Below are 17,667 nucleotides of genomic sequence, written 5' to 3' on the forward strand. Positions count from 1 at the left end.
CCGATTCCGTGGCCGGAGAGTGTAATCTGCCTCTTTTCAGGTTCCGCGCCGCGGCTTGGGCGGCGGTCGTTCCCATCAACTTTTCTGCTGGTCTGCCAAAGGCTGTGTCCCGGACATGAACAGAAGACCCATCAATCGACGCATGATCCTCATGCTGCTGGCGGTTTCCCTGCTGCTGGGTGCGGTGTTTGGCTACAAAGCCTTCATCGGTGCCCTGATCACGGACATCTTTGACAATATGCCCGAGCCGGTGGCCACCATCACGGCGACTGAGGCCGGGGAACAGGTCTGGCGCCCGCAACTGGAGGCGGTAGGCAGTTTTGCCGCGGTGCAGGGGGCCGAGCTGACCACCGAGGTGAGCGGCATCGTGCAGGAGATCCTGTTCGAGAACGGTGCTCGGGTCAGGGCCGGGGAGATGCTCCTGCGCCTGGACAGCCGTACGGACATGGCTCAGCTGCGGCGCCTGGAGGCGGCGGCCCGCCTGGCGAATCTGGAACTGGAGCGAGCCCGTCGGCTGGTGCGTCAAAACAATATCTCCGAAGCGGAAGTGCAGCGCCGGGAGAGCGAGGCCGAACAGGCTGCGGCGGCGGTGCAGGAACAGGCGGCCCGCATCCAGCAAAAGACCCTGACCGCGCCCTTCTCGGGGCAGCTGGGGATTCGGCGGGTGAATCCGGGCCAGTTCCTGTCCGCCGGAGATCCTGTGGTGTCTTTGCAGGCTCTGGATCCGATCTACCTCAATTTCTCACTGGCGGAGCGTCGCATCGGCGAAGTGGTCGCCGGACAGCCCCTGCAGGTGATGGTGGATGCCTACCAGGATAGCTTTGAAGGCCGCGTCAAGGCCATCGAGCCCGCCATGCAAGCCTCTACCCGTACGTTCGAGGTTCAGGCCATCCTGCCCAATGCGGAGCAGAGGCTGCGCCCCGGCATGTTTGGTCGCGTGACCCTGGACGTGGGGGAGTCTGCGACGGTGGTGGTGGTGCCTCAGTCGGCGGTGAGCTTCAATCCCTACGGCGACTCGGTCTATGTGATCCAGCCGGGGGAGGGGGATGAATTGCGGGTGCGCCAGCGCTTCGTGCGGACCGGGATGCGTCGGGGGGATCTGGTGGTGATCCTGGAAGGGCTGGAACCGGGCGAGCGGGTGGCCACCAGTGGCCTGCTCAAGCTGCGCAACAACGCCGTGGTCAGGATCAGCGATGATCCCGACCTGCAGCCCGGCGAAGAGGCGGCACCCACGCCGCCCAACGCCTGATGTGGCCGGAGAGCCCCGATGCGATTCACTGATGTCTTCATTCGCAAGCCGGTGCTGGCCACGGTGGTCAGCCTGTTCATCCTGTTGCTGGGGATCCGCGCCGGTTTTGACCTGAACGTGCGCCAGTTCCCGGAGATCCAGAATGCGGTGGTCACTGTCAGCACCACCTATATCGGTGCCGATGCCAACCTCATTCAGGGCTTCATCACCACCCCGCTGGAACGGGAGATTGCCGCCGCCGAGGGGATCGATTACCTGGTCTCCACCAGTGTCTCCGGTGTCAGCACGGTGCAGGCCTATCTGCGCATGGACTATGACCCCAACGAGGCGCTGACCCAGATCGCCGCCCAGGTGAACAAGGTACGCTCGGACCTGCCCCAGGAGGCGGAAGAGCCGGTGATCCAGCTGTCGGTGGGCGAGACCATTGCCGCCATGTACATGAGCTTCTATTCCGAGGTGCTCAGCGACAATCAGATCACCGACTATCTGGTACGGGTGGTGGAGCCTCAGCTGGCCACCTTGCCGGGGGTGCAGCGGGCCGAGATCCTGGGCGCACGGACCTTTGCCATGCGCATCTGGCTGGACCCGGAACGCATGGCCGCCCTGGAGGTGACCGGCGCCGACGTGCGCCGGGCCTTGCAGGCCAATAACGTGATCTCCGCAGTGGGGCGCACCAAGGGCCGGCTCGTTTCGGTGGAACTGACGGCGGAAACGGACCTGTCCAGTCCCGAAGCCTTCGAACAGCTGGTGGTCCGCTCCGAACAGGGGGCCATCGTGCGGTTGCAGGACATCGCGCAGGTGGAACTAGGTTCCGAGAGCTATGACAGCTCCGTGAGCTTCAATGGCCAGTCGGCCACCTTCATCGGCATTGAGGTTTCGCCGGACGCCAATGCCCTGGATGTGATCGCCGATGTGCGTCAGGTCTGGGCACGGGAGATCGAGCCCCAGTTTCCCGAGGGCCTCAAGGGGGACATCGTCTACGACTCCACCCTCTACATCGAGAGCGCCATTCAGGAGGTCATGATCACCATCGTGCTGGCACTGGTGATCGTGGTGGCGGTGATCTATGCCTTCCTGGGCTCCATGCGCAGTGTGATCATTCCGGCCCTGGCGGTGCCGTTGTCCTTGATCGGCACCCTGTTCCTGATGCTGCTGATGGGCTTTTCCATCAACCTGCTCACGCTGTTGGCCATGGTCCTGGCCATCGGCATCGTGGTGGATGACGCCATCATCATGGTGGAGAACGTCCATCGCCATATCGAGGAGGGCATGCAGCCGTTGGAGGCGGCCCTGCAGGGCGCCCGGGAACTGGCCTGGCCCATCGTCGCCATGTCCACCAGTCTGGTGGCGGTCTTCATTCCCATCGGTTTTGTCGGCGGCATCACCGGCACCCTGTTCGTGGAATTCGCCTTCACCCTGGCGGCCTCGGTGATTCTCTCCGGGGTCATCGCCCTGACCCTGTCCCCCATGCTCTGCTCGCGCCTGCTCAAGCCCCATGGCGAGGGTAGCAAGGGGCGTTTCGAGGCCTGGCTGGATGCCCGCTTCGAGGGACTGCACCGGCGCTATGAACGCCGTCTCCACGGCGCCCTGGAAGATCGTCACGTGGTGCTGGTGTTCGGTCTCATCGTGCTGGTGTCCTGCTATTTCCTGTTCGTCACCAGCAGCAGTGAGCTGGAGCCGCCCGAGGACCAGGGCTTTGTCTTCTCCATCGCCCAGGGGGATGCGCCCATGACCCTGGATCAATTGGAACGCAACACGGCGGTGATCAACCGGTATCTGGACGAGATTCCGGAACTGTCCAACATTTTCATCATCAACGGTTTCGGCGGGGGCGGTCTGGGGGCCACCAATTCCGCGGTGGCCGGGTTTGTGCTGGCGCCCTGGGATGAACGCGACCGCAGCACCCAGGTGGTTCTGGATCATGAACTGCAGCCTCGCCTGGAAGAGATCCCGGGTCTGAGCATCTTCGCGCTGGTGCCGCCATCCCTGCCCAGTGCCGGGGGCGGTGCACCGGTGGAATTCGTCATCCGTTCCACTGATCCGGCGGAAAACCTGCTGGAGGTCTCCCGCGAGGTGATCGGCCGGGCCATGGCCAGCGGCCGCTTCATCTACATCGACGGCGACCTGAAGATCGATCGCCCCCGGACCGAGATCCATATCGACCGGGAAAAGGCCGCCCTCATGGGGGTGGACATGCAGACCCTGTCAGCGGATCTTTCATCCCTGTTCTCCGGCGGGTTCGTGGGTCGTTTTGCCCTGGATGACCGTTCCTACCGGGTCATTCCCCAGCTGCAACGGGTGGATCGGCTGACGCCGGATCAGATCGAGGACCTCTATACCCGCAACCGGGACGGCGAACTGGTGCCCCTGGATACCCTGATCACCCTGAAGGACTCGGTGCATCCCCAGCAGCTCAAGCGCTTCCAGCAGCTCAACGCGGTTACCTTGTCCGGGGTGCCTCGGCCCGGCGTCACCCTGGGTGACGCCCTGGCGGTGCTGCAGGAGATTGCCGCCGATGTCCTGCCGCCGGGCTACAGCGTGGACTATGGTGGTCAGTCACGCCAGTTCATGAGCGAGGGCCGTCAGCTGGTGGTGACCTTCTTCTTTGCCCTGGTGGTCATCTATCTGGTGCTGGCGGCCCAGTTCGAGTCATTCCGTGATTCACTGATCATGCTGATGACCGTACCGATGTCCATTGCCGGCGCGCTGCTGTTCGTCAGCCTGGGCCTGACCACCCTGAACATCTATACCCAGGTGGGATTGCTGACCCTGATCGGCCTGATCGCCAAGCACGGCATCCTGATCGTGGAGTTCGCCAACAAGCTACAGGAGGAACAGGGCTTATCCCGGCGCGAGGCGGTGGAGAAGGCGGCGGGTATTCGTCTGCGACCCATCCTCATGACCACCGCCGCCACAGTGCTGGCCATGATTCCGCTGCTGATCGCCGGTGGTCCCGGTGCCGGTTCCCGGTTTGCCATGGGGTTGGTGATCGCCGCCGGCATGACCATCGGGACCCTGTTCACCCTGTTCGTGGTGCCGGCGATATATACCTACCTGGCCCGGGATCGTGCCGGGGTCACCGGGGCGGCGTGACCGGATCGTTCCCAGGGCCGGCATCCAGTCTTTGCCGCAATGCCGGCAGCAACCTGTCCATCTGCTCCAGCAGGCTGTGAAGCGCCTGCCGGATCCGCGGGAATTCGGCCTGTTGGCGGCAGAGATCCTCCAGTTGTTGGGCGGCATCCCTGGCGGGCAGGGCGCACAGGGTTCCGCATTGTCCCTTCAGGGTATGCGCCTGGATGCCCAGATCGCCGAGATGGGACGACGCCAGATTGTGCCGCATGTCATGAAGTTGGTTATCGATGCTTTCCAGGAAAAGCGCCAGCACTTGCAGCAGCAGAGGTTCGTCATCACCGATCTGCCTGAGTGCGTTCTGCCAGTTGAAAATGGGAGATTGATCGGTGGGCGCCGGGTCGGGGATGGGGGCGCCGAGGGTCATGGCCTCCATGAACCAGGTCGGTTCGTTTTCAGCATGGATATTGCTGATTTCCAGGGTGCTCGGCGACACTGAATCGGTGTCGGGATGATGATCATGGCCGATGACATTAAGGACCTCCTGAATCAGCAGGGCGTACTGGATGGGTTTTGCCACATACCCTTGAATCCCGCCGGCGAGAAAGCGTTCACGATCACCGGCCATGGCATGGGCCGTCAGGGCAATGATGGGGCAGGGTGACCAGTGATTTTCGGCCTCCTGCTGGCGAATGTGTTGGGTGGCCTCCATGCCGTCCATGAGCGGCATCATCATGTCCATAAGGATGAGGTCAAAGCGTCGATGGGCAGCCAGCTCCACCGTTTCGATGCCGTTTTCCGCCACGGTACAGACTGCATCAATGCGCCCGAGCAGCTTTCTGATCACCAGTTGATTGATGGAGTTGTCCTCGGCAATCAATACTTTCAGACGCATTTGCTTGAGCTGATCGGCAAGCAGGACATGAGGCGTCCGGGTATCGCTGGGCTCTGGTCGCGTGCCGTGGGGCAATCGAAGCCTGACCGTGAATTCAGAACCCTTGCCTACCTCGCTGATGACGGTGATCTCGCCGCCCAGCAATTCCACCAGTTTGCGGGTGATGGTCAGGCCCAGGCCCGTGCCTTCGTAGCGCCTGCTGTAGGTGTTGTCTCCCTGCTCGAAGGCTTCGAAGATCCTGCTGATCACATGGGTGGGAATGCCGATGCCGGTGTCCCTGACCGACAGTTGCACCTCGGAAGCCGCCTCGTCCCGGGCAAGCAGCCGCCCCTGGAGAGTGACCTCTCCCTGTTCGGTGAACTTGATGGCGTTGCCGAGCAGGTTGATCAGGATCTGGCGCAGGCGGGTGGCATCCACGCGGACGTAGTCGGGCAGATCCGGGTCCAGGTGATGGGTGACCCTGAGTTGCTTCGCCGCCGCCGTGGGCATTTGGCTTCCCAGGGTTTGCAACAGCAGTTCCTTCAGGTCCAGATCCCGGGTTTCCAGGATCATCTTGCCGGCATCGATCCTGGACAGGTCCAGGACGATATTGATGATGCTCAGCAGGTGTTCCGCCGACAGTCTGGCCAGATTCAACTGTTCCCTCACTTCCTCCGGCAACGGGGTATCCAGTACCACGTCCAGCAATCCGAGCACACCATTCATCGGTGTTCTGATTTCATGGCTGATGTTGGCCATGAACAGACTCTTGGCCCGCTCGGCGCTGCGGGCGGCTTCCATCTGTTGCTTGAGCTCCTGCTCGTAGATGCAGGCGCGAATGGCCTGTGCCAGTTTCTCCATCAGTTTGGGCAGGGAGTTGAAGAGATCCTCACTGATCGGTGTGCCGGTCTTACGCATGACCAGGATGCCGAAACCGGTCAGATGGAACACGTACCAGTGATGCGCGTCGCCGTCTTCCCGGTGCAAGGGGAGACGCATCAGCCAAGCGCGGAGTGTGTCCGGATGGTCTGGTATCCCGGACCGTTCCATGAATGCCTGATAATAAGGTCTTTGGACCACATTCCGGGGGATGGCCGCCACGACTGTTCTTGAAACCTCCGGCGAGGCTTCGTCAATGAGACGTATGACGACGGCAAGGTTGAAATTGCACAGTCGCATCATTGTCCCCAGGCTGTGCCTGAGCATTGGATTCAGATCCAGGCTCTGGCCGACCGAGAATGCGATTTCGTAGAGGATCTGTGTCGCTTCAAGTCGTCTCAAGGGACCCCTCCCTGTGCCATGTCAAGCAGGCAAAGCACGGAAGACTTGTTCATGAACTCCATGTAATCGTTTCCGGTATTGGCGATTTCGCCCAGTGTGAAGGCACCGAACAAGGGCATGCCGGCGCCGGCGCCCTCCAGTTCCCGGTGGATCCCTTCACCGAGAAACAACACCCGTGAAATACAGTCGATGAACAGGGCCGGGGCGGCGGTGCCGTCGGTGCACTGTGATTCGGCGATGGCCCGGGCCTGGGTGGCGGCCTGGATCAGGGAGTCCGGGGTGCCGTTGAGCAGTCTGACGAAACAACCTTCCCGGACTTCTCCCACACACATCAGGGATTGATCGCCCACTACCATCAGCGGGTCGCGTACCACCATTTCGCTGTCCAGTTTGGAGATGCCGAAGGGATAGGCCTTGGCGATGTCGAAAAAATTCTCTCTGGTGATGTCCTGGCCGCCATGCTCCCGGATCATCCGGCGATACACCTCGAAGGCCGGCTGCCAGTCAAGGGTATGGATGATGTTCCTTTCCGACGAGGTGACTTTGAGGGTGTCGCTGATGGGCTCCCAGCCATGGGTGACGCCGATGCGGCTGACCAGAGGGATGCGGGCCAGGACTGCGGTATCCCGGCAAATCCCGTTCGGTGTGATGATGCAGGGTTTCTTTTCAAAGCTCAGTGACCCGGCACCGCCGCCGACGAAATTGACATCCAGTCCGAAATGCAGGAACAGCGACTCGATGAGGGCGCTGATGCGGCTGGAGAAACCATCCAAAAACACGATGACGGTATTGTTCTCCAGTGCTTCTGGCCATGCGGCGTGGGCCTGTGCAAGGTCCCGGTCAAGATCGGCATGGGCATCGCTGAGTCCATGCACCACGGCGATTTGTGCCGTGACGGGCAGCCCGACCAGCAGGGTGCCGTTGGAGTAGGGTTTGCGCTCATGGATGATCTGCGGGAAAACGCCACCGAATACCGGTAACGGACACTCCCGGAACAACCGGGTGGCCCCCTCATGCGGCCAGTTGTCCTGATCGCAGCCCAGTACCATGATGCTCTCGACCCCGGGTTCCCGCGCCATGCGTTGCAGGCAAGGGACAAGCGCATCGAGATGCCCGGTCGGTTCCATGTGAAAGTGGATGGTGTTCGTGATCATGGGATTGGTTTTCATGGAGTGGTATTCACGGAATGTCGGCGTCGGCGACGCTTTTCATGGTCAGACAGTGCTGCAGTTCATCGGCCCTGACGGGCTTGGAAATCAGGTAACCCTGTATCTCATTGATACCCAGTGCATCCAGATAGTCCCGCTGACGCTGGTTTTCCACGCCTTCGGCAATGGTCCTGAGGCCAAGGCCCTGGCTCAGGGCCGTCAGGGAACGGATGATGGCCCGGCTGTTTCTGTATTCGGTGATGTTCTCGATGAAGCTCTTGTCGATCTTGAGGGTGTTAAGCGGGAATTTCAGCAGGTATCCGAATGATGAGTAACCGGTACCGAAGTCGTCGATGGCAATATTGAATCCCATTTCCCTGAGACGCTTGAGGGTTACGATGGTGTCTTCAGGGCTGTGCATGGCGATGTTTTCGGTGATTTCCAGTTCCAGGCAACGGGCCGGGATGCCGTGCCGCTCCGTGCAGGCCAGGATTCGGTCGGCCAGATCCTCCTGTTCGAACTGGCGGGCGGACAGGTTGATCCCCATGCGCAGATTGACGCCCTGACGTCGCCAGGCAGCCGCCTGACGGCAGGCCTGCTCAATGATCCAGTCCCCCACATGCCGTATTCTGCCGGTCTCTTCCAGCAGGGGGATGAACTCGACGGGGGAGATGACGCCTCTCTGGCTGTGCTGCCAGCGGATGAGAGCCTCGACGCCGACGATCCTGCCGCTGGACAATTCCTGTTGGGGCTGGAAGACCATGAAGAACTCGTCCTTGTCCTGGGCAAGGCGCAGGTCGGTTTCCAACAGGATGCCCATGGCCTTGTTTTCCACCTGGCCTTGCTGATGAAACACCAGCTTGGTGCCGCTTCCCAGACGGGCCTTGCGCTGGGCTTGCCGGGCCAGGAGCAGCAGGTCCTCGGCATTGGATCCATCCCGTGGGTAGATGCCGGCACCGGCGGAGAACTCCACGAAGACGGCCTTGCCATTGATGAAATGCGCCTTGTCCAGGTGGGAGAGGTAAGCCTCGTGGGAATCCTCCATGGCCATGGCCACGCCGAAGGTGTCGGCTTCCAGTCGGCAGAGCAGGGTGCCTGGGGCGGCATGTTGCCGCAGACGCTGGGCGAACACCCGCAGGACATTGTCGCCGGCGGCATGGCCGAAGGCATCGTTGATGCGGTGCAGCCGATCGATGTCCAGAACCATGACCATCCATGGATCTTCTTCTCCCGACCCCATGTCCAGCTGTTCCTGCAACAGGCGCAGGAACAGCCGTTCCTTGGGTAGGTTCGTCAGCTCATCATGCTCCACCAGATAGAGCACCTGATTTTCCAGTGCACGCAGCCCGGTCACATCCTGAAACGCGCCGACCATGGTGTCCTGGTCCGCGGATGGCTTGCCCTGCATCCGCAGGATGCGATGTCTGGCCCCATCTCCCAGCCGGACTTCCAGGTCAAGCCCTTCGTGATGATTCATGCTCAGTTCAAGCTGATTTTTCACTTCGGTCTGCTGCCCGGCATCCACCAGTGCGATGAAGTGATCGACACGGTCAGGGAGTGGCTCGCGCCACCCCAGCACGGCAGGAGCGTCTTCCGACCAGCGCATTGCCCCGGATTGCCGATGCAGTTGCCAGAATCCAAGCCTGGCCAATCGGCAGGCACTTTCCTGTTCGGCTCGGGCCTGCCTTAGCACCGCTTCCCGCTCCGCACCGCCGAGTACATAGCGGACACGTCGGGATAGCAGGGTCGGGTTGATGGGTTTGGTCATGAAGTCCGTGGCCCCGGCATCGAAGGCCTCATCGATCGACTGGACATCCTCGGCGCTGGTCAACATGAGGATGGGAACCCAAGTCCCTTCATTATGGGCGCGGATGGCACGCACCACGTCGAAGCCGTTCATCTCCGGCATGGTCACGTCCAGCAGGATCAGATCTGGGCGGTGCCGTACAAAGGCCTCGACACCGCGCTTGCCGTTGTCTGCCTCAATGACCCCATAACCCTGACGAGAGAGACCGACCCGGATTACGAGCCGAATGGTGGGGTCATCATCGACGATGAGGATGTTAGAGATGGCAGCGGTCATTGATGACTCGATTCTGGTATCAGGCATGCCCGTGGCGAGTGGGTGCGGTGGTGGCAAAGATTGACCGAATATGCTTCGCTCAGGTTGTTCCTGCGACGATTCACATGATGATCCGGAGACAGACCCATGTCCTTTGTCATGCAGATTCAGAAAACCGGTGGTCCCGAGGTGCTGGAATGGGTCAGGTCACCCCCTGGGGAGCCGGGGCCGGGGGAGGTCCGTCTGCGCCAGACGGCGATTGGTCTCAATTTCATTGACATCTATTTTCGTCGTGGGCTGTATCCGTTGCCGAAGCTGCCGTGCGGTCTTGGCATGGAGGCGGCTGGCGTGGTGGAAGCCCTGGGTGAGAACGTAACCGGGTTGCAGGTCGGCGATCGCGTGGCCTATGCCGCGCCTCCTCCGGGTGCCTACGCTCAGAGGCGGGTCATGCCTGCCGACAGGCTGGTGCGTCTGCCCGAGGATATCCCGGACGACACCGCCGCCGCCATGATGCTCAGGGGAATGACTGTCCATTATCTGTTGCGGCGCACCTGGCCGGTGGCGGCGGGTCAGCATGTCCTGGTCCATGCCGCCGCCGGCGGTGTCGGTCTCATGCTCTGTCAATGGGCAAGGCATCTGGGGGCCGAGGTGATCGGCATCGTGGGCAGTCCCGAAAAGGCCGATCTTGCTATGGAACATGGCGCGAATCACGTCATAGTGGGCGCCGGGGAGGGATTTGCCGACAGGGTGAGGGAAATCACCGACGGGCGCGGCGTGGACGTGGTCTACGATTCGGTCGGGCGGGATACGTTCATGGGTTCGCTGGATTGCCTGCGACCGTTGGGCATGATGGTCAGCTTCGGCAATGCCTCCGGTCCCGTGCCCCCTGTGGATCCGGCCGTGCTGGCAGGGAAAGGTTCGCTCTTTTTCACTCGACCCAGCCTGTTCCATTACATTGCCGCCCGGGAAGACCTGGAATGGGCCGCCTCGGAACTGTTCGCGATGGTCAGGACCGGTGTGGTGGCAGTGCCCATTCATCAACGATACCCCTTGCGGGAAACCGCCCGGGCTCATGAAGACATGGAGGCCAGGCGCACCACCGGCAGCAGCATCCTGCTGCCCTGAGGGTTACCAGTTGCCGCCCAGCCCCATCCGACTGTTGCGAAGGCAGCCTTGAAAGGCCGGCACCGAGCCGCGGGCGTGTCGGTCCCAGCAGGATACGATGGCGTCAAAGCAGGTCTCCAGGCGGGTCCGTTCCCCCCGGGCCCGCTGATGGCACTCGAAGGCCGCCCTGTCGGAGAGGGTATCCACGGTATGGTGGGTCACGGTCAGCGGACCCTGTGCCAGTATCCACTGCATGGCCTGGCGGGCTCCGTCCAGGGAAAATTTCAGGGTACGGGCATCCCCCTGATCATCCTCCACCTTGAGGCGGATTTCACGTCCCTCCATCAAGGATTCCAGAAGGGGCGGCAGTGAATGTCCGCGGGAAGGTTCCCAGACCGGCCATTCCAGGCTTTGAGTCCATGTCCCCGTCGACGGATCGGGATCCGCAGCGGCACCCGGATCCTGCTGGAGAGCGTGCTTCTGACATCTCGTGTCCACATCGATCTCCGCTTCCAGCAAGCCATCCCTGATACGAATGGGTGGGCCGCCCTTGACCAAGAGGGCGATCTTGACCGGCCCGTTCTGCGTCTGGCCCACCGCGAGGGCATGGCCTTCATCACTGCGTGTATAGGCCAGCAGGGTCAGTCCTTGTTCTTCGCTCGGCTGGCTGTAGCTGATCCACCAGTCCTGAAAGCGCTCCGCGGCGAAGGCCGGCAGGCCCGTTGCCATCAACAGAAAGGCGATCAGAGTCTTTATCGGCAACGGCATCGGATCGGCTCCTGGTTGAATCCGGTGGCAATCGGGAAGGTTTTCATATGAGCCGGCGAACTATCCATATGTCAACCATGAATACGGCGTGGATTTGGCTGGGGAACAGCGTCTTGTAAACCGGCAAAAAAGACCTGATGAACCTTGCGAAAATCGCAAATTGACATGCAGGCATCATGCGCTTCTGCTAATCTTCGCTGCAATGCAACATAAATCAGGTTCATCTGTCTGAGCCAGTGAACCCAGCGACGATTGGAGGTTGCCCATGATGACTCAACCCTTCTCCATGCAAGGGAAAACCGGCATCGTTACCGGCCTCGCCAATGCCGACAGCATTGCCTACGGCTGTGCCCGTGCGCTGCAGCAGGCGGGTGCCGAAATGATCGTGACCTATGGCCATCCCAAGGCCGAATCCCATGTCCGGCCCTTGGCCGGTGAGATGGGGGATCCGGAACTGATGCTTTGCGATGTGCTTGACCAGACCCAAGTGGATGCACTGTTCCAGCGCGCCGCCGAACGTTGGGGCAAGCTGGATTTTCTGATCCATTCCATGGCCTTTGCGCCACGAGATGATCTCCATGGTCGAGTGGTGGACTGCTCCTGGGACGGCTTTGCCCAGGCCATGAATGTTTCCTGTCACTCCTTCATTCGCCTGGCCCGACAGGCGGAACACCTGATGAAGGCGGGCGGCACTCTGATCACCCTCTCCTATTACGGTGCCGAAAAGGTGGTGGACAACTACAACCTCATGGGGCCGGTCAAGGCCGCGTTGGAATCCAGTGTGCGCTACATGGCGGCGGAACTGGGTCCGCAAGGCATCCGGGTGCATGCCATCTCGCCGGGTCCCATCCGTACCCGGGCGGCCTCGGGTATTCAGGATTTCGAAGATCTGGCCCGCGATGCCGAAACCCGTTCCCCCCTGCGTCGTCTGGCCACCATCGAGGATGTGGGGCAGAGTGCCGTTTTCCTGGCCTCAGGGGCCGGACAGTCACTGACCGGCAGCACCCTTTACGTGGATGCCGGACATAACATAAGGGCCTGAGTCATGGATAAGAAAACCGATCTGGGTTACATCGAGAACCGCACTTTCGATGAGATTCGGGTGGGCGACGAGGCCTCTATCGAGCGCCGGCTCACCATGGATGACATCAAGCTATTCGCCATCATGTCCGGGGACGTGAACCCTGCCCATGTGGACGAGGATTTTGCCAAGAGTTCGCGCTTTCAGGAGATCATCGCTCATGGCATGTGGGGCGGAGCGCTCATCTCCACCGTGTTGGGCACCGAGTTGCCCGGCCCCGGGACCATCTATCTGGGGCAAACCCTGCGGTTTCGGGCCCCGGTAGGTCTGGGTGATGTCCTGCAGGTGAAGGTGAAGGTCCTGGAAAAGGACCCTGAAAAGAATCGCATCAAATTTGATTGTCGGTGTACCAATCAGGAAGGTCGGGATGTGATCGAGGGGGTGGCCGACGTGCTGGCGCCCACGGAAAAGATCCGCCGTGCCCGTACTGTGATGCCGCGGGTTCGCATGTCCGAGCGGGCGCGCCTGCATGAACTGTTGCATGCCGCCACCCATCCGGAGCCGGTCGACATGGCCGTGGTGCATCCGGTGGATGCACCTTCCATCCTGGGGGCCTATGAGTCTGCTAAGGCGGGTCTGATCCATCCGATTCTGATCGGTCCCGAGGACCGCATCCGGGCGGCGGCGGATGAGGCGGAGATCGACATCAGCGATTTTCGCATCATTCATGTCCCCCACAGCCATGCCGCGGCCGAAGAGGCGGTGGCCATGACCCGCGCCGGCACCGTGGGCGCCATCATGAAGGGGGCGCTGCATACCGATGAATTGCTGCGGGAGGTGGTGCGTAAGGATTCCGGCTTGCGGACCGAACGACGCATCAGCCATGTGATGGCCTTCGATGTACCGACCTATCCACGCCCCCTGTTCATCACCGACGCGGCCATCAACATCTATCCTTCTCTGGCCGACAAGATGGATATCGTGCAGAACGCCATCGAGTTGGCTCACGCGGTGGGTAATGAGCTGCCCAAGGTAGCCATTCTATCGGCGATGGAGACGGTGAATCCCAAGATCCAGTCCACCCTGGAGGCGGCGGCCCTGTGCAAGATGGCGGATCGTGGGCAGATTACCGGCGCCTTGATTGATGGCCCGCTGGCCTTCGACAATGCCGTGTCCGAGGCGGCGGCTGCGACCAAAAACATCATCTCCCCCGTGGCCGGTCGGGCTGACATCCTGGTGGCACCGGATCTGGAAGCAGCCAACATGCTCATGAAGCAGTTGACCTACCTGGCGGATGCGACAGGGGCCGGCCTGGTGGTGGGAGCCCGGGTTCCCATCGTGCTCACCAGTCGGGCTGATGATGCCATCACCCGCATGGCTTCCTGTGCCCTGGCATTGCTGCTGGCGGACTATCAGAAGAAGAAGGTTCGGTAAGAAATGGGCGATATCCTGGTCATCAACAGCGGCTCATCCAGTCTCAAGTTCGCCCTGTTGGGCCAGGGGAAGGGCCTGTCACTGGATGCGCTTGCCGTCCATTATCAGGGACACTTCTCGGGGCTTGGGGGGCGGCAGGCCCGCCTGGTGATCCGGGATGGTCGCGGCCGGGCCATACGGGACGATCATCTGGTCGCCGAGGATGGGCGGTATGGCCACGCGGAGGCCCTGTCCGAGTTACTGGGCTGGATGGATGATGTTCCAGATTCCGGCCGGATCAGCGCCATTGGACATCGGATCGTCCATGGTGGGCGGCACTATCGCCGGCCCGCCCTGCTGGATGAAGGTGTCCTGACGGATCTGGAAGCCCTGATCCCTCTGGCACCGCTGCATCAGCCCCATGGCCTGGCGCCGGTTCGCAGTTTGTTTGCCCTGCGTCCGGACGTGCCCCAGGTGGCTTGCTTCGATACCAGTTTTCATACCACCCAGGCCGCGGTCGCCCAGGCCTTTGCCTTGCCCCGGCATCTGACCGAGGCGGGTCTGATCCGCTATGGCTTCCATGGCCTGTCCTATGACTACATCAGCCGCCGCCTGCCGGAATATCTGGGCAGGCCGGAGACGGGCAGGGTGGTGGCGGCGCATCTTGGCAACGGCGCCAGCCTGTGTGCGATGCGTGATGGGGCCAGTGTGGCGTCCACCATGGGTTTCACCGCGCTGGACGGGTTGCCCATGGGAACCCGCTGCGGGACTATTGACCCCGGCGTGGTCCTGCATCTGCTGACCCATGAAAACATGACCCCCGAACAAGTGAGCGATCTTCTGTACAAAAAATCAGGACTTTTTGGGGTTTCAGGTATCAGCGCGGACATGCGTGATCTGATCGATAATCAGACACCTTCGGCCAGGGAGGCGGTGGAACTGTTTACCTACCGCATTATCCGAGAACTCGGCAGTCACGCCGCCGCCTTGGGAGGGCTGGATCATCTGGTCTTCACGGCGGGTATCGGCGAACATGCCGCGCCGGTGCGCGCCATGGTGTGCAGAGGTTGCGAATGGTTGGGTGTTCGCCTTGATGAAGGACGCAATGAACAGGGAGAATTGTGCATCAGTACGGATGACAGTCCTGTGAAGGTCTGGGTGATTCCCACCGATGAAGAGCGCATGATCGCCTGGCATACCGCCCGTTGCTGTCCTTGAATTCAAGGAAAAGCGGCACAGTCTTGACTAGACTTTGGGGACCGGCTTAAACGGTTGCCGACCGTAGCGGCCGGTCATCATGGAACCGAGAACCAAAAAATCTGCCACCGACCCAGGTCGAAAGGCGAGGAGTCTAGTCATGAGCGTTTACAAGGTCATTGAACTGATCGGAACCAGCGAAAAGTCATGGGAAGATGCCGCCGCCCAGGCTGTGGCCAAGGCCCGCTCCAGCCTGCGTGAACTGCGTATTGTCGAAGTCAAAAAGTTGGACATGAAACTGGACGAGACCGGTGACATCGTGTGTTACCGAGCCCGGTTGAACGTGTCGTTCAAATACGAAGATTAGATTAGATGTTACCGCACTGTCGCCCCCGTCCCTTTGTCGGTTGCGGGTTGTGATCCCACCACTGCTCACCCATGCCCGGCAAGCAGTGCTCCGGGCATGGGCACCGGGCGTGATGCGCAGAATCTGCGCTGCCGATTGTGGTTCAGGCCGCCCTTGACTGGAATACCTGTCTTGCCATGGCAATTCCTCGCATCCGCCGACACCGGCGTCGCCGAGCCAGTGCCGACAAGGTTTCCGCAGTGCCGATGGCCGGGCCGAAAGTTTTCAGCAGATGGTCGGCATGACGGAGGAACTGCTGGGGTTCCATTCCAAGTCTAATCAGCAATCTGGGAGACTTCTCGGAAATGAAACCTCGCTTCATCGGGTGCACACAGCGTCCCAGGGTTTCACTCAGTTCAAGATAATCCTCCAGTGAGAATGGAATGGTCTGTTCAAAACGTCCCGATGCCTCAAAGGGCATCAGTGATGCCAACGGGATGGCCAGCAAGGATCTTTCCGGGCGCAAGGGGTTGTTTTCGCTGGCATGATCCCTGCCGGAACCGATTCTGTGGGGGGCGGGGGAGGGGGGTGTTTTCACGGGTGAAGAAGGCGATTCGGCAGCACTTTCAGTCTTGCCGGTGCTGTCACTCTTTCCATTATCCGGGGTGGTGGCATTCCTGATCCGTCTGGCAACGGACGTATAGTCGCTGCGTTCCAGATCATCTGCGATCCCCGCACGTATCGGGTTTAGATCCACATAGGCCATCGCCGCCAGCAACGCCTGTTCATCCAGCAGTGCCTGACTCTTAAAACGTCCTTCCCAGAACCTTCCCTTGACGCCGTCCTCCTGATTGGCCTGTCTGGCGATGGACTCATTCAGTACCCGCATGAACCAGGAAATGTCATGGAGGCGCGCCCTGTAAATCTCGGCAAGCTCTTCTACCTGGGCCATTTCCGCGGCACTCAGCCGAACCCTGTCGTCGGACAGGTAGCGCTGAACCGGGGCAGGGCCGGTAAAGAGCTGCGTCCATCGGACGAGGACTTGTTCAATGGTCCACGCATGGGTGCGGGAGAGGTCTACCCGGAGAACCACATGATAATGGTTAGACATCACTGCGTAGGCGGCGATATCGATGGCGAAGACGGAGGACAGGGAAAGGATACGCCCTTCGATCCAGGCTCGACGGTGTGCGTAGTCGGCGCCGGTCAACGGATCCTTGCCGCATAGGAACGCCCTGCGCACGCAGCGGCTGACCACGTGATACCAGGGGGTCTCTTCAAGGCTGATGAGTGTGGCGCGAGGCTGAGTCATGTTGTGAGGATACCCTTCTTTTGGGTCTTTAGCAAATAAAGTGGGTGTCCTTTTTAAATAAATAAAACAACAAAAAACCTCATAAGTACCAAAAAAATAAATTTAAGCGGGATTAATGCGCGTTGCTCACCAGACTTTCGTTGGAAACAGGATTTTTTCAGTGACCAAGGGCGTCTATGGTTTACGGGCAGGGCCGTCGTGGTCTGGTCAGTTTCACTCATATTATGGGGATTTCCGCATGAAGCCTTTTTTCAGCCTTTCAGCCGCTCTGGCATTGGTTTCCGGGCTCGCCGTGGCCGAACCGGTGACTTACGACATCGATCCTACTCATACCTACCCGCGCTTTTCCTATAGCCACTTAGGGCTGTCCAGCCAGACAAGCCAGTTCAATCAGACCAGTGGGACGGTGACCCTGGACAAAAGCGCCGGAACGGGGAAGGTGGATATCGTGATCGACATGACCTCGGTGGAAACCGGGTACGTCACCTTCAATGAACATATCCAGGGAGAGGATTTCTTTGATACCGCTCGGCATCCAGAGGCCGTGTTCCAGTCCAGCCAGGTCAATTTCCAGGATGGTCGCCCGGTGTCCATTGATGGCCATCTGACGCTGAAGGGTGTCACACTGCCAGTGACCCTGGAGGTGACTCACTTTGCTGCCATGACCCATCCCATGCTGGAAAGGCCCGCCATTGGGGCCCATGCCCATACCGTGGTCAAGCGCAGTGACTTCAGCGCGGACAAATTCGTACCCTATGTGAGCGATGAGGTCACCATCAGCATTTCCCTGGAGGCGGTGGTACCCGAGTAAGCAGTGCGCAGG

At 60.6% G+C, this 17,667-nt stretch carries 14 protein-coding genes; 8 read left to right on the plus strand and 6 right to left on the minus strand.

What is annotated here, in order from left to right; genetic code table 11:
• Positions 1–115: 115 nt before the first annotated feature.
• Positions 116–1,249, plus strand: coding sequence for an efflux RND transporter periplasmic adaptor subunit (locus LQ956_RS07685; protein ID WP_238629769.1), 1,134 nt, complete (start codon positions 116–118; stop codon positions 1,247–1,249).
• A gap of 18 nt (positions 1,250–1,267) precedes the next feature.
• Positions 1,268–4,342, plus strand: coding sequence for an efflux RND transporter permease subunit (locus tag LQ956_RS07690; RefSeq protein ID WP_238622748.1), 3,075 nt, complete (start codon positions 1,268–1,270; stop codon positions 4,340–4,342).
• Here LQ956_RS07690 and LQ956_RS07695 read toward each other — a convergent pair.
• From LQ956_RS07695 to LQ956_RS07705, 3 genes are all read right to left on the minus strand, one after another.
• On the minus strand, positions 4,326–6,191 hold the full coding sequence (locus tag LQ956_RS07695) for an ATP-binding protein (RefSeq protein WP_238629770.1): 1,866 nt from the start codon (positions 6,189–6,191) through the stop codon (positions 4,326–4,328). The two genes, LQ956_RS07690 and LQ956_RS07695, sit on opposite strands and share 17 nt — an antisense overlap.
• A 278-nt stretch (positions 6,192–6,469) precedes the next feature.
• Entirely contained in the window at positions 6,470–7,627 is a 1,158-nt protein-coding gene (locus tag LQ956_RS07700; RefSeq protein ID WP_238629771.1) for an FIST signal transduction protein, read from the minus strand.
• Positions 7,628–7,652: 25 nt separating this feature from the next.
• Complete coding sequence (locus tag LQ956_RS07705) at positions 7,653–9,704, minus strand: putative bifunctional diguanylate cyclase/phosphodiesterase (protein ID WP_238629772.1); 2,052 nt, start codon at positions 9,702–9,704, stop codon at positions 7,653–7,655.
• A 126-nt stretch (positions 9,705–9,830) separates the two neighbouring features.
• On the opposite strand from LQ956_RS07705, the gene LQ956_RS07710 reads away from it, so the two are divergent.
• Entirely contained in the window at positions 9,831–10,808 is a 978-nt protein-coding gene (locus tag LQ956_RS07710) for a quinone oxidoreductase family protein (RefSeq protein WP_238622747.1), read from the plus strand.
• 3 nt (positions 10,809–10,811) lie between these two features.
• Here LQ956_RS07710 and LQ956_RS07715 read toward each other — a convergent pair whose 3' ends face one another.
• On the minus strand, positions 10,812–11,555 hold the full coding sequence (locus tag LQ956_RS07715; protein ID WP_238622746.1) for a hypothetical protein: 744 nt from the start codon (positions 11,553–11,555) through the stop codon (positions 10,812–10,814).
• A gap of 71 nt (positions 11,556–11,626) precedes the next feature.
• The gene (locus LQ956_RS07720) at positions 11,627–11,779 is read right to left on the minus strand and encodes a hypothetical protein (protein WP_238622745.1); all 153 of its coding nucleotides are present in this window, start codon (positions 11,777–11,779) and stop codon (positions 11,627–11,629) included.
• A gap of 41 nt (positions 11,780–11,820) precedes the next feature.
• Between LQ956_RS07720 and fabI the strand changes: the two genes are divergently transcribed.
• From fabI to LQ956_RS07740, 4 genes are all read left to right on the plus strand, one after another.
• The gene (fabI, locus tag LQ956_RS07725) at positions 11,821–12,597 is read left to right on the plus strand and encodes an enoyl-ACP reductase FabI (RefSeq protein WP_430733406.1); all 777 of its coding nucleotides are present in this window, start codon (positions 11,821–11,823) and stop codon (positions 12,595–12,597) included.
• Positions 12,598–12,600: 3 nt separating this feature from the next.
• Positions 12,601–14,010: a bifunctional enoyl-CoA hydratase/phosphate acetyltransferase gene (locus LQ956_RS07730; RefSeq protein ID WP_238622744.1), complete on the plus strand. Its 1,410-nt coding sequence runs from the start codon at positions 12,601–12,603 to the stop codon at positions 14,008–14,010.
• Positions 14,011–14,013: 3 nt separating this feature from the next.
• On the plus strand, positions 14,014–15,207 hold the full coding sequence (locus tag LQ956_RS07735; RefSeq protein WP_238622743.1) for an acetate/propionate family kinase: 1,194 nt from the start codon (positions 14,014–14,016) through the stop codon (positions 15,205–15,207).
• A gap of 139 nt (positions 15,208–15,346) precedes the next feature.
• A complete protein-coding gene (locus tag LQ956_RS07740) occupies positions 15,347–15,553 on the plus strand; it encodes a dodecin family protein (protein WP_238622742.1) in 207 nt (68 codons plus the stop codon).
• Positions 15,554–15,695: 142 nt separating this feature from the next.
• Here the strand turns inward: LQ956_RS07740 and LQ956_RS07745 are convergent, their stop codons facing one another.
• Complete coding sequence (locus tag LQ956_RS07745) at positions 15,696–16,844, minus strand: transposase (RefSeq protein WP_238622741.1); 1,149 nt, start codon at positions 16,842–16,844, stop codon at positions 15,696–15,698.
• 238 nt (positions 16,845–17,082) lie between these two features.
• On the opposite strand from LQ956_RS07745, the gene LQ956_RS07750 reads away from it, so the two are divergent.
• Positions 17,083–17,655 (plus strand): YceI family protein, encoded by a 573-nt coding sequence (locus LQ956_RS07750; protein ID WP_238629773.1) that lies wholly within the window; start codon positions 17,083–17,085, stop codon positions 17,653–17,655.
• The last annotated feature ends 12 nt before the right edge of the window (positions 17,656–17,667 follow it).

The sequence above is a fragment of the Ectothiorhodospira lacustris genome, assembly GCF_022227845.1.
In the GTDB taxonomy this organism is placed as follows: domain Bacteria; phylum Pseudomonadota; class Gammaproteobacteria; order Ectothiorhodospirales; family Ectothiorhodospiraceae; genus Ectothiorhodospira; species Ectothiorhodospira lacustris.